The sequence below is a fragment of the Longimicrobium terrae genome, from assembly GCF_014202995.1.
Lineage (GTDB): Bacteria > Gemmatimonadota > Gemmatimonadetes > Longimicrobiales > Longimicrobiaceae > Longimicrobium > Longimicrobium terrae.
In genome coordinates, this window is the sequence record NZ_JACHIA010000004.1 from 154458 (window position 1) to 167084 (window position 12627).

The 12627-nt window shown below is 66.1% G+C and carries 14 protein-coding genes; 4 read left to right on the forward strand and 10 right to left on the reverse strand.

From position 1 onward, the window contains the following. Nucleotides 1–650 precede the first annotated feature (650 nt). Nucleotides 651–1052, forward strand: coding sequence for a helix-turn-helix domain-containing protein (locus tag HNQ61_RS09500; RefSeq protein WP_170035711.1), 402 nt, complete (start codon nucleotides 651–653; stop codon nucleotides 1050–1052). Nucleotides 1053–1073: 21 nt separating this feature from the next. Here the strand turns inward: HNQ61_RS09500 and HNQ61_RS09505 are convergent, their stop codons facing one another. From HNQ61_RS09505 to HNQ61_RS09550, 10 genes are all read right to left on the reverse strand, one after another. After that, nucleotides 1074–1601, reverse strand: coding sequence for a helix-turn-helix transcriptional regulator (locus tag HNQ61_RS09505; protein WP_170035712.1), 528 nt, complete (start codon nucleotides 1599–1601; stop codon nucleotides 1074–1076). 243 nt (nucleotides 1602–1844) lie between these two features. After that, nucleotides 1845–2402, reverse strand: a complete 558-nt coding sequence (locus HNQ61_RS09510) for a hypothetical protein (protein ID WP_170035713.1) — start codon at nucleotides 2400–2402, stop codon at nucleotides 1845–1847. 85 nt (nucleotides 2403–2487) lie between these two features. Then, a complete protein-coding gene (locus HNQ61_RS09515; RefSeq protein WP_170035714.1) occupies nucleotides 2488–2865 on the reverse strand; it encodes a hypothetical protein in 378 nt (125 codons plus the stop codon). 52 nt (nucleotides 2866–2917) lie between these two features. Continuing rightward, nucleotides 2918–3163 carry a hypothetical protein gene (locus HNQ61_RS09520; RefSeq protein WP_170035715.1) on the reverse strand — a complete coding sequence of 82 codons (246 nt, stop codon included), beginning with the start codon at nucleotides 3161–3163 and terminating at the stop codon, nucleotides 2918–2920. After that, nucleotides 3135–3323, reverse strand: a complete 189-nt coding sequence (locus HNQ61_RS09525; protein WP_170035716.1) for a DUF2997 domain-containing protein — start codon at nucleotides 3321–3323, stop codon at nucleotides 3135–3137. The genes HNQ61_RS09520 and HNQ61_RS09525 overlap by 29 nt, the downstream gene beginning before the upstream one ends. A gap of 19 nt (nucleotides 3324–3342) precedes the next feature. Further along, nucleotides 3343–3795, reverse strand: coding sequence for a hypothetical protein (locus tag HNQ61_RS09530; RefSeq protein WP_170035717.1), 453 nt, complete (start codon nucleotides 3793–3795; stop codon nucleotides 3343–3345). A 151-nt stretch (nucleotides 3796–3946) separates the two neighbouring features. Continuing rightward, the gene (locus HNQ61_RS09535; protein WP_170035718.1) at nucleotides 3947–4894 is read right to left on the reverse strand and encodes a hypothetical protein; all 948 of its coding nucleotides are present in this window, start codon (nucleotides 4892–4894) and stop codon (nucleotides 3947–3949) included. A gap of 6 nt (nucleotides 4895–4900) precedes the next feature. Next, on the reverse strand, nucleotides 4901–6460 hold the full coding sequence (locus tag HNQ61_RS09540; RefSeq protein ID WP_170035719.1) for an AAA family ATPase: 1560 nt from the start codon (nucleotides 6458–6460) through the stop codon (nucleotides 4901–4903). A gap of 200 nt (nucleotides 6461–6660) precedes the next feature. Continuing rightward, complete coding sequence (locus HNQ61_RS09545; RefSeq protein WP_170035720.1) at nucleotides 6661–7275, reverse strand: hypothetical protein; 615 nt, start codon at nucleotides 7273–7275, stop codon at nucleotides 6661–6663. A gap of 112 nt (nucleotides 7276–7387) precedes the next feature. After that, on the reverse strand, nucleotides 7388–7867 hold the full coding sequence (locus tag HNQ61_RS09550; RefSeq protein WP_170035721.1) for a hypothetical protein: 480 nt from the start codon (nucleotides 7865–7867) through the stop codon (nucleotides 7388–7390). A gap of 1289 nt (nucleotides 7868–9156) precedes the next feature. Here HNQ61_RS09550 and HNQ61_RS09555 point away from each other — a divergent pair. From HNQ61_RS09555 to HNQ61_RS28265, 3 genes are all read left to right on the forward strand, one after another. Then, nucleotides 9157–9882, forward strand: coding sequence for a PaeR7I family type II restriction endonuclease (locus HNQ61_RS09555; protein ID WP_170035722.1), 726 nt, complete (start codon nucleotides 9157–9159; stop codon nucleotides 9880–9882). A gap of 3 nt (nucleotides 9883–9885) precedes the next feature. Continuing rightward, the gene (locus HNQ61_RS09560) at nucleotides 9886–11553 is read left to right on the forward strand and encodes an Eco57I restriction-modification methylase domain-containing protein (protein WP_170035723.1); all 1668 of its coding nucleotides are present in this window, start codon (nucleotides 9886–9888) and stop codon (nucleotides 11551–11553) included. A 316-nt stretch (nucleotides 11554–11869) separates the two neighbouring features. Next, nucleotides 11870–12580: a DUF5677 domain-containing protein gene (locus HNQ61_RS28265; protein ID WP_221305260.1), complete on the forward strand. Its 711-nt coding sequence runs from the start codon at nucleotides 11870–11872 to the stop codon at nucleotides 12578–12580. Nucleotides 12581–12627: the final 47 nt, after the last annotated feature.

Consider the following 12627-nt stretch of genomic DNA (forward strand, 5'->3'; position numbering starts at 1 on the left):
TTCGCCCCCTCGGCTGACTCAGATCCCATGGTGCCCATGCATATGATGGCAGGTCGATGCAACTCATGGCACGGAGCAAACCGCCAACGTGCGATTCATGTCGGAAAGTACGGAAGGTAAACAGCGCACACAACTGTCTGAAAGTTGCGGTATGTTTCCAGACAGGACGTGCGTAGGCCGGCTGCCGGACCCCGGTCACCACAGCTCTCCTCATCCGACACGGACACGCCGCTCGGGAAGGATATGCAGCCCCGGCTAACGCAGGGCGGCTGGCAGCAGGGCCCACTCGGCTGGGGTTAGGACCGCCCGGGTACGCTCGGTACTCTGGTCGAACAGGGTCTGCAGCTCGGTGATGCGACGCTGGGTCACGGAGCGTGCCTCGCGTCGACGATCATAGACCGAGACGGTTTCGGAGAGGCTTACGGCGGCGGCCAGCGAGTCCACTAGCGGGTCGAGCAAGCCGCCGAGCGTATCGGCGCGCCTTGTGGCTGGCTTTCCCTGCATCCGTGAGATGCAGGGCACGCGTGTGGCGATCTTGCGCCTGAGCGCGGACGTGGACCGGCCCCGCGCCCGCACGGGTCTGACCATGGCCAGGAAGGGACGTTGCGAGCAGCTGCTTATCCGTAGTCACCGACCCGGAGATCTCTCACATGACCCACGTTCCGCTGCAGCAGATCCGTGCGGCCGCAAACGCTGCCCAGGAGCAGACCTCATTGCGGGAAGCGGCGCGTGAGGTGGGTATGTCGCCGACCGGGCTCAGCAACTTCTTGCGCGGGGCGAGGCCGTCCCCAGGCACGCTGCGCAAGCTCCAATCGTGGTATGTCCTCGAGGGAGCCCGGCACGTGGAGATGTCAGCGAGTGACGGCCACGCCGCGATCAGCCTGCTGACCGAGGGAATTCCGGCCGAGTATCGAGAGCACTGCAAAACAGAATTCCTGGTCACCCTGGGCCAGGTGTACAGGGAAGACCGTCCCGACTGGGTTCGCCGGTTGCTCGTCCGTGCCGCTCAACCATCCGGCGCACACGGCAACACTACTGGGGCACCTGGCTGACGCCCTGCACAGAAGGGCTTCTCAGGAGAGGGCCAGATGTTCTCGTACCAGTTCCTGGAGACGGAGCAGAAGAGCCCGGTCCGGCGACGAGTTCGCAGTGCTCGCCGGGACACGCACCGCAGGCGGGAGTTCCGCGCCCTCGAGTTCGTCCGCGATCCAGGTAGGAACCCCCTCACGCCGCGACTCGTAGAGGCCGGCCAAGGTTGCGGAGACTTCCCGGCGGGCATGGGGGCGCACGTCCGGGGGCAGGCCGTCTACCAGAAGCGCCAGCGCGACCGCGGCGATCGGAACGGGGAGCTCCGGCCGGTCCGCGGCCCACTCCCGGATCTGCCGGAGCGTCCACTCGCCCGGCGTGCTCTGTCCCGCCGCAAACTTCCGCAGGCTCCCCCGGTCGATTCCCATCTCGCGTGCCAGCGTGCGCTGGCCGGCGTGGATCCGCAGTTCGCGGCGGACCAGGTGGCGAAGGGTCTCCAGTTCGCGTTCTTCCCGGAATCGGCGCTCATCCTGCGCAGGCGTGTAGGTGCGCCGGATGGTGTCGGTCCGTCGCATGATCGATACGCTCCTTGGAAACGGGAATGATGAGGGAAAGGGCAGGGCTCCTTGACGGGGCGGAGTGGCCGCGATCCGGGCGTGAGGCACCTGCCATCGGCGAAGCAGGCCACGGCTCCGGGTCTTCATGCGCCCGGGTGCGTCCACCGGGCGCCCAGCCACCGTGACCAGCGCATGCGCCCGCGTTCATCGCGGGTGGATGCGCAAGAAGACGGAGCCGGCGCGAAGACTGAGGCGGGCGCATCAGCCTTTCGGCTCCGCGCTCCCCGGGACGGCGGGCGCGGTCTCGCGCGCGAGGCGCAGGTTGTCCGTGCCGATCACGAGCATCTGGAACAGGTCTCCCGGCACCGTGTCGAGCGGGATGGCGCTGTCCGGAGAGAACAGGATGCGCCCCTCCGCCCACCACCCGCCGCCCGGAAACGGCTTGGTCCACCGGTATCCCACCAGCGCGGACCTGAACTTCCGTGATCGAAAGAGCCGGGCGTCCGCATCGTGGAGGTCGCGGAGCAGCGCCGTGGCGGCGTCCTCGCCGCTGTGGTACTCCTCGCGGGAGCCATCTTCGCGCACCGCCCGGGGGTGCTCCTCCATGTAGCGGACGAGACGCTCCCACGCCTCACGGTGGCCGGGGTCGATGCGCACCAGGTCGGAGCCGCCGTTGCCGTCGTTCCGCGCCGTGCCGGCCTCCACGTCGCCGTGAAAGATCTGGGCGCTGTACATCTCCGTTTCGTCGCCGCGCGCGGTCTGGAGCTCCCGGAGATGGAAGCCCATGATGCGGGTGCTGTGGCGCTGGATTGCGGCCATGGATCCGTCCTCAAGGGATTGGGGAAAAAACAGGCGGCAGGCCCGGGTCCCGGGCCTGCCGCATTCATTCGTGGCTGATCAGACGTTACGACGTATTCGCGGGTAGCGCGTGGACCAGGAGCGGCTTTCCACCCGTCAGCTCCCGCGCCCCGGTTTCTGTGGGGAAAGAACAGGGTGAGCGGGTCGTCAGCACCCCTACCGCGGTCACACCGGGTGGACGGGCGCAGCGCCCCACGCGCTCCAAGGGAGGCGCCGAAGCGGGCGTGTCGATCAGGATCGCCAGGCCGGGCTCGACGAACAGATCGATCCAGTCGTCGGGCTGTCCAAAGCCGGTCAGCGGCAGTTCGCGAACCTGTGGGATCCCACGCGCGCCGAGCGCTTCCGCGATGGCGTCGATCAGCGCTGCCGGGTCCGGCTGCGCGCTGGCGACTTCCCGGACGATACGCCAGAGATCCCGGATCACGGGGGGCGGCTGGTGCGTCCTCATGCGGGGCGCCGGCCTGCGGCTGGGCCGCTCACAGGCGTGCCTCGATCCACGCCCGCTCGGCGTTCAGCGCGTCGGCCCGAAGAGGGAAGGGGCCGAGGGCCGGCCCGCCGCACGGCGACAGGTCCGCCATCCATCCTCCTCCCTCCGCCGGCTCGACGTGGGAGGCCCGCCGAATGTCGGTGGTCCCCTGCGCGGCAAGGGGCGCCAAGCGGTCGTCCCACAGAAAGCAGAGCCTGCCCTCCAGGTCAACCGTGACGATGAACGTGTCCGGCATCCGCCTCCTGGAAGAACGCGGGGGTCGGGTTGTCGTCCACCGTGCGTCCGAGCGCACGCTCAATCGCCTCGGTCAGGGCCTTGCAGCCGGGCCCGCTCACCCCGTCCGCGCTGACGGTGATGTTGGCGTCCGGGTCGATCTCGACGATCACGATCTCCATGGGGTCTCCTGAACCAGGGTCAGCGGGTGAACTGCAGGCGGACCGAGCCGTCCTCGCGGCGGAGCGTCTCCACGGCGAACTGGTCGGCCATGGCCGTCTGCATCGCCTGGACGCACGCGTACTCCTGCCGAAGCCTCCGGCAGTTCTCGCCGACCCGGGCCTGCAGGCCGAAGCCGCCCGCCCAGAAGTCCCAGAACAGCAGGTACCCGGGCTGGCCGTCCCGGCGGCGGGAGACGCCGATCTCGTACGGCGCGGGGTGCATCTCCTCCGCCCCGACGAGGCGGAGGGCGTGGTCGCAACGGCCGAGATCCTCCGCGCTGAACCCGGCCGGCAGCGTGTTTCCGCCCAGGTTGACGCCATACCAGCGGTACGTCTTCTGGTCCCGGACGAGCTCGAGGCCGAGCCGCTGGGCCGCCTGGGCCAGCGCGTCCAGGTCGAGGACGTCGAGGTTCACGGTCGCGATGTGTGACATGGGTGCGGGTCTCCTGGGTGGCCGGGACGCGAACAGCAGCGGGCACCCGCGCTTGGCCGCGCGGGTGCCCGCTGAACGAAACCGCCCCCGCCTCCATTTACCGGAGGCGGGGGGCGGCGATCAGAGATGTTGATCGGCAGAGAGCCCGCGGTCAGTCCTCCACCAGGCTGATGGCGCGCCGGGGGCGGGCGACCATCATCCCGTCCATCACGTCCTGGATCTCGGCCAGGCCGGCGGCGACCGCCGTGCGGGTGGTGAAGTCCGAGCGCAGGTCGTCCGGGCGCACGCCCTGGACGAGACGCTGCGCACGGCTGACTAGGTCCTGCAGCTCGCTGCTGCTTCCGATGTCCAGCCGCTGGAACTCGTCGAAGAACGCGCTCAGGTTCGTGATCGCCGAGGCGCGGAACACCTTCGGGCGTCCGTCCGCTTCGCCGCTCAGCCGCTCGGCCAGGTGCCGCACCAGCTCGCCGAAGCGCTCCAGGAACGCGGCCTCGGTGAGCCGGATCGCTTCTTCGAAGCGCCCGCGCATCCGCTCGGACTCCCGGGCGTAGAGCTCCGGCGCGAGCTGGCGGAGGTAGTTGGGGGGCTCGACGGAGGGGAAGTCCCAGTCCAGGCTGAAGGCGTCGTCCACCCGCGGCGGGTAGTCGCCGTCGTTGAACAGCGAGCCCAGCTCGTCCCGGGCCCGCTCCCGAAGCTCGGCGTACTTCGCCTGCAGCTGGCGCGCGGAGCGGACGAGGGAGGTCCGGAACTCCTCCATCCGCTGCTGGAACTCCTGCACGCGTTCGCGCCGGATCAGCCGGATGCCCGCCTCCGGGAACGGGACGGTCATGGAGTGCCAGTAGTCGGTCGCCGCGGCGTGCACGCGCATCACCGCGCGAAACGCCGGGTCCTTGGTGTCGAGCAGGCGCTTGCTTCCCGACAGCGCGCGGCGGTCGGCGGCGAAGCGCTCGGCCACCTGCTCGATCTGGCCGCGCGTGAGCGCCCGGCGCGTGCCGAGCCGCTCGTGGCGCAGGCGGCAGGCGACCGTGCTGGCCTGCAGCTCGGCGGCGAAGTCGCGCGCGTCCGGGTCCGGAGGGATGATCGCGAGAGCGGGTGTCATGGACGTTTAGTTATCCTGCTGGAGAGTGGACATGCGCCGGGCGCCGAACCCCGGCGGGAGCGTGGCGTCCGTCCGGCGGTAGACGCCGGGTGTGCTGGCCGACAGGTACTTGCCATCCGCGGAGCTTCGAAGGCGATCTACCTGGTCCGGGGCCGAGCGGCTCACCGGCACGACGAACGCGGCGGCTTCCACGAGCGTGCAGCGGAGCCGGTGCGCGATGTCGCAGCAGGTCTGCACCTCCGCCCCGGTCCATTCGGGGTCGGGCGGCAGGGGGCCGGAAAGGCCGTAGTGGCGGAGCCAGATGTCCCAGATCTGATTTCGCTCCGCCGGGGAAGGCAGATCGAAGAAGTAGACGCCGAGGGTGAAGCGTCGGCGGAGTTCCGGCGGAAGGCTGAAGATGTTGTTGCTGGTGGCGAGCCAGAGGGACCGGCCGTTGCTGACGCTCGTGATCACCTTGAGCGCCGTCCGCAGATTGTGTTCGCTCTGCCCCATCAGCGACCCCTTCATCTCGCCGAGGTCCAGCTGGATTGTCGGGATGCCCCCTTCGGGGCCGCAGGCCTTGGCGATCATCGACTTCGCCGACCCCGGCGGACCGACGAACAGGGCTCCAGCCGCCCCGTGGTCCTGCATGTAGCCGAGGATCGTGCCGAGCTGGTCCTGGGCGACGCCGCTCGTATCTGCGCCCTGGCCGGCCGCCCCGCCCATGAACTTCTCGATTTCATCCAGGAACACGACAGCGCCCGGACGGTCGTTCCCGAGGAGAACTCGGCTGAGGAGCGACTTGATCGTCGGCACCCCGCCGACCCCCTCGAACCGTTCGCCCCCCTTGTGCACGCGGAGGCCCGGCGTCAGCTGTACCTGCTGGCGCTTTCGTTCCCAGAGCTCTTCAAGGTCGAGCCCGTCGGTCCTCAGGCTCATGGCCACACTCTGTTCCGCGCCGAACGCGGACAGGCCGCGCACCGCCTCGACAGCCGCGTCGACCACATGATCCGCGACCTCCAGCGAGGCGGCCGCGCACTGCTCCCGGACGATCTGCGCCAGCTCGGACGGCCCGGGCAGCGGGTCATCCATGACCAGAACGTCGCCCGCCAGTTCAGGCGGCAGCTCTGCCGCGGTGCCGAGAAGGACCACCGTGCGTCGGTCGCACTTGAATCGGTCACGCAGGTTCCAGAGCGCCTGGATCACGGCGGGACTCCCGAGCCACCGGTTGGCCATGAGGACGAACAGCACCGTCTCGGGCGGCAGCTTCGCCGCGCCGGTGAAGAGCTCCTGCGGGTTGCCGCGGGTCGCGTCGAAGCCATCGCCCACCACCATGGCGCGCGCGGCTTGCCCCTCGGAATTCGAGGCGCGAAGGCCGCTTGCGGCGTCCCACGCGAGCTGCGGCACGGACTCCTTCAGGCTCTCCGCCAGGAGCTGGATCGTGGCCGCGGCATCCGGCGTGGTGATGGCGACCAGCGGCACGCTGACCCTCCGCGCCGCCCGGAACTGCGCGACGAGCGGATTCGGCGTCCCCGCGGCCGGAGCGGCCACGATCGCGACCTCCGGCGGGTCGAGTACAGTCTGCATTCCTCCTCCTGAGTGGTCAGTGGGGGGATGATGTCCGGCCGGCAACGGTTCACCCGCGCACGTCCTCCGCCCCGCGCGGTCAGCGAGCGGCGGACGCCGGCCCGGCCGGAAAACCCGCTTCGGCATTCTCCTCATCCTTCCGCCCGCGGCCCCCCGGCCGCTGGCGGCGCGTGCCGCGCCCCCGCCGCGTCGTGCACCTGCTACCGGACGAACTCGATCCCTTCGGGAGTCCGCACCAAGTGGCCCAGGGAGACGCCGGTGGATCTCAGGACGAGTTCGACCCGCGCCTGCACCCGCGGGCCGGTGCGCCTGAAGTCGATTTCCTCCAGCGGATAGCCCGCCGCCAGCGCGCCGCGACTCAGGATCCCGCGCGTCAGGCGGATCGGTGTCCCGCGGAGCCTCCGCTCCAGCCCGGCGGCCAGCTCACCGAGCCCGCCAACGAGGACCGCGACGGCACGCACGACCACGGGATCGCCCTCCACCAGCCGGGCCCGCAGCATGTGCTTGCACGGACCCTCCCGCGGGCCCCCGCGCCACGCGAGGTCGCCGCAGTCGCAGGGCAGGGGCGCGCACGGGGACAGGTCCACGTAGTGGGGCTCCGCTCCGCCCATGACCCGGAAGCGCCGCCCGCCCAGGCTGTTCGCCTGGAGCGGAAGCGCACGCGCGAGGCGCCCCAACTCGATCCCGAACGCCAGGTGCCCCGTCAGAACGTCGTCACCGCTCGAAAGCGGGTGTTCAGCTGAGATGTCCGGCGGTACGGGACCGCCGCCCGAACCCACGGCTGCTCCCGTCGTCCGGTGTCCGATCGCACCCATGGTTTCCGGATGGCTGGGGGTGGGTCCCTGTCGGGAGCAATGAGCGCCGTCGAACGAGGCACGCATGGCGAGCCCCAGCGCCGTCCTGTCGTGGCCGGGGGCGCCGCGGGTGCTAGCGGTCCGCGAGCTCCAGCTCCAGCACGTCCTTGCGCTCGGTGGGCGAGCCCAGCCACAGCACCATGTCGTGGACGGCCGGCGTGCCCGGATACGCGCCCTGGATGCCTCCGACCGGCTGGTCGGAACCGAGCAGCGCGTTGATCGCAGCCCGCGCGATCCGCTTGGCCGCCTGGACGCTGCCGGCGGACACCGAGAAGACGACGTGCGCGGGATAGGTGAACGTGAATCCCCGGGTCTCCTCGCGGGACGGCGTGGCTTCCCCGGCGAACACCAGCCACGCGGACGCCAGGCGGGCCGCGGGATCGACCTCCCGGCCCGCCAGCATCGGGTTCTGGTCCAGGGTGATGGCCGCGCGCCTGAGCGCCTCGGGATCGTCCGCGGCGATGGTCTGGAGCACGCGGGCGTACGCGGCGGCGAGCTGATCGGCCGAGATGCTGGAATCGGGATGGGTGATCATGGCTGGTTGAAGCTCCATTCGTTTGGGAAGGTGGGGAACGACAGTGCGGGCGCCTATCGAGGGAGGCGCCCGCACTGGACAAGCATCGGTGTGCAGGAAGAGCCGGGTTGCCGCCGTCCGGGCTCACTTCCCCATTCTTTTCCCGGCGCGGCCCGCGGGCCGCTGGTGGTGCGGCTTGATGGGATCCGGTGCGTTCCGCAATTCCCCGTGGAATTCTGGAGCGGGGACGCGCTCTGTAAGCTGAGGCGGCTTCTGCGCGGTGATCGTCAGGGCCGGCGGAGGCATCTGATGGGGAACGTCGTGTATTTGCTGGAATCCAGGCGGACCACTCGTCAGTCGCGCCCCAGCGGGTTCCAACGCAGCACTTCAAGCGGCAATGAGCGGTGCTCCATCGCCTAGCGCTCCAGTTCCAGCTCCCTCCACGGCCCACGAGGGCGGATTCACGCCTTCGGCCGTGTGTAGCCGTGCGAGCAACTCCAAGAGCGCTCCCCGCGCCCCCGCCCTGGCCTGATCCGGCACATTGGCGGTGAGCACATCCAGCGCAGCGTCAGCGACGGATGGGACGGACGACAGGTACAGGAGCGTGAGCGACCGCCGGATCCGTGGATGTGGGCTGGTTTCGCCACCGATGAACTTCTTGAGCGTCGTCCGGCCCAATCCCGCTCGCCTGGCCACCAACCGCAGCGATGAAGCGTCCGCCTCGTCCCGCACCCACGCGCGCACCGTCTCGATCGGCACGGCCCGCCAATCAAATCCAGTCATCACTCTACCCTCTCCGTGCAGCCAAAAGCGGCGCGGGCGACTCCCGAGGTGAGAGGCGCCCGCGCTGGACGGACCATCCGTGTATCATCGATCCGGTAGCGCGCGAACCCGGGCTCGCACCCCCATTCTTCGTCGAGCGCGGCCCGCGGGCCGCGGCTTCCTGGACCCCGGGAGCGATCGCCGTGAGTCGTACTCGAGCCCGCGCGAGCGTGGGAGCGACTCAGGATCCAGCAGCGAGCGCGGCGATTGTCAGGGTTGGCGGAGGCATCCCACGGTAATCGTCGTGTATTCGCCGGAATCCAGGCGGATCACTCGCCCGTCGACCAAGCAGCTTGAGCGGGGGGCCTCGGGCCCAGGCTCAAATCCACCTCGACCCGCGGCTCCCCCTTGCTGGAACGCCGGGATCTGGAAGCTCTGATCATCGGTCGGGGGCGAATGAACTCTTCGAGCAAGGTCGCCTCTTTGTCCTTGGTGGGGAGAGAGAGTAAATTGGGCGCACTGAGGTGGTAACCACACGCTCCCGCGCACTCACGAGCGAGCTGATCGTGTCTTTTCCGTGGACAGAAGAAGAACTTCGGGCACGTGTTGGGGCGGCCGTCCAAAGCTACTGGTCGGCACGCGGGGGGCAGGCCGGTAAACAGAAAGCCGGAGGCATCGTTACAGACGCAGGCACCCGTAGTGAGGTGACGGGCGGTCAGCATCTAAAAGGCTTCACTGGTCTCTTGTGCGACCTCATCTCCTCGGCAGGATACCAGAGTTCCGAACTGCGCTTCAAATCAGGGGTGGAACTGCCGGGTTTCTACCGACCCACGAAACAGTGGGACATCGTCGTCGTTCGCAACGGGCGGCTCTGTGCTGCGATCGAGATGAAGAGTCAGGTTGGGCCGAGCTTCGGAAACAATTTCAACAACCGAACCGAAGAAGCAGTCGGCAGTTCAACCGATCTTTGGTTAGCTTTTCGGGAAGGTCTCCTGGGTGTTCAGCAGCCTTGGGTGGGGTACTTCTTCTTCCTTGAAGATGCACCTGCTTCAACGAAGCCCGTGAAACTCGCCTCATCGGTATTCTCCCCCGACGAGGTCTTCCGAGGCACGTCATACCGCGACAGGTACGAAATCCTTTGTACCCGGATGGTCCTCGAACGGAACTACAATGCCGCCGCGCTGATTACTTCGGAACGGGACTCCGGTGGAGCCTACGACGAACCGTCTTCGGCTTTAGGGGTCGAGAGTTTCTGTCGTGCCCTATTCGGCCATCTGATTGGGTGTGCCTGACGCATGGTCGAGTCGATTCCGTCGGTGTGGTCGGATACGGTGCAGCAATCCGCCGAAGCTGTTGCAGTGCTTGGAGCCGTGTTCACGAAGCCGAGCGTGGTGAACGTCATCCTCGACCTTGCAGGATACAGGAGCAACTCCACGCGCTTAGCAACCAAGCGAGTGTTAGAGCCAAGCTGCGGGGATGGCGCTTTTCTGAGCGAGGTTTTGCGAAGACTCATAGAGTCAGAGGCTCAGTACTGCCCAGGTGGAGCTTGGGATTCGCCGGAATTGATGGATTCGATCCGCGCTGTTGACCTCGACCTTGCCTCGCTCGCTTCGGCACGCCGAATGATGCAGCAGCAGCTCTTGGACGCTGGCTGTCCGGTCAAACGTGCCAAAGTGTTGGTTGAGAATTGGACTGAACACCGAGACTTCCTCATCGGAGATTGGGACACTCGCTTCGACTTCGTGTTGGGGAATCCCCCGTATGTGCGGATAGAAGATGTACCGCGCCCGCTGCTGGAGAGATATCGGGCCGAGTTCTCAACTCTCTCGCATCGAGCAGACCTTTACGTCGCGTTCCTTGAACGTGGCCTGGATTTGATCTCGAAACAGGGTGTTCTAGCGTTTATTTGCGCGAATCGGTTCGCGAAAAACCAGTACGGTGCCGCAATCCGTTCGTTGATCGCTGAACGCTACCATGTCCGATACTATCTGAACTTGGAGCATACACAGCCGTTTCAGTCGGACGTCTCTGCATATCCGGCCATCCTTGTGGTGGACCGCGAGCGTGGGCTCAGTACTCAAGCAGCGCGATTGGCGAACGTTGAGGAAGGTACCTTAGATGCTATCCGCACCGAGCTGCTTGCGCGCACGTCCGAAGGTACGCTGACCTCGCGGTTCACCAATTGGTATCCTGACGGAGGCCCATGGGTGACGACGTCGCTCAAGCGCCATGGCGAGTGGCAGGATATTTCCGCCAAGCACACCCCATTGCTTGAATCAGCGCCGGGAACGCGTCTCGGTATTGGTGTAGCTACCGGGGCCGATCGAGTTTTCATCCTACCGCAATTTGCAGATGCGATCGAGGCATCGAGGCAAGTTCCTCTCGCCATGGCCGCTGACGTGCGGAACTCTGGCGTCGAGTGGTCAGGGAAGATTCTGCTCAATCCCTTCGTTGGCGACGAGACGGCGGATCTCGTTGATCTAAGCGAGTTCCAAGGATTGGCCCGTTATCTGGCAGAGCACGCAATGCAGTTGAAGAATCGCCACGTCGCGAGAGCAAGACCCCATGTCTGGTATCGGACGATCGACAAGATTACCGTGGCGTTGCGCACGAGAGAGAAGCTGCTCATTCCAGATATTCAACGTGGGGGAACCGTGGGCTATGATCCCGGGCGACTCTACCCTCACCATAATCTCTACTGGGTCACGTCTGAGACGTGGAACTTAAGAGCGCTGCAGGCACTGCTCCGGAGCCGCCTTGTTCGAGAACAAGTGGCGGGTTATTCGGTCCAGATGATGAAAGGGGCACTTCGCTACCAAGCACAGACGCTACGCAAAGTACGTATTCCCGCGCTGGCGACGATCCCTGATCCGGTTTTTGAACGGCTTTCCCTTCTCGGAGGAGCGGCCGATCAGGATGAAATAGACGATGCCGCGGTGGAAGCGTTCAGTAGGAGCGGCTGAGACAACTCGCGTCAATCGTGAGGGAATCCTGCGTTCGTGCGAGCTTCACTGAGTAAGGCTCGCCGAACCGAAGGAGAGTCTTACTTTGGTGGCGGTGTGGCAACGTAGATCGTGCTAGCTTAGGAGGTACTTTATGTATAGTCCACCCCCCCTCAAGGCGGAGTTACTCGACTGCGTGCGTCGCCTTGCTTCGATCTTGGCTGCGAGGACGGAGTCGTTGAATGCGATTATCGCCGCTTTGATCGAGGAACCCGCCGCACCGACAATCCGAACAGTGCGGCCGGTCCCGGAGAGCGTTTCGCGAACGCTTCCTCTGATGGTCCAAGCTCTGGGGTCATCATCCCACACGTTGATCCGACTCTCGGATCAGCCAGGCCTTCATACTAGAGACTGCTATTCCATCGTTCGCTCGATTGTAGAGTTGGGTGTGAATGTGTGCTTCATCGTGGCCGGTGGAGAGGAATTAGCAGAGCGGGCCCTTCGTCACACCAGACAGAAATCATTCCGAGAGTTGCAGCGGGAGTCGAAAATAGGCGGGAGTGGAATTGGGCTGGAGTTCTCTGGCCGGCCAGATCCCTCGTCAATTGACGGCTTGGTGGAAGAGCTTGCCGAATTCGAATCAAAGAGCGGTCAAGAGAAGCAGCAGTGGGTGGACGAGAGTATCGACAAGCGTATTCAGCGTGCAGGGGATATACTGGGCGAGTCAGTTCTATCCGATCTGCACTTCGCTCGTTTCATGATTTACCGCCACTCGTCAGAGGTTCTCCACGGAACGCACTTCGGTGTACACCACTGTTTTGGACTTACGGTCCCGAGTGAGGGCGTGGATCCCTTGAACCGGATGGGCGATAATCATATGGTGATCCTCATGGCAGCAAACCTGACACTCTCTGCGGTTGCGACTGCCGTGGATTGTGCCTACGGTTTTCCTGGGGTGAGACGGAGTTCGAAGGATCTCTGGAGGCTCACTCGGGAAATTCCGCACTTCACTGTGGCCGAAGCCGGCGATCCCGAACGAGCTAAGTGAGGCTTTCGCAGAGCGGTTCCGCCCACGAGCAGATTTGGACTCAAGTC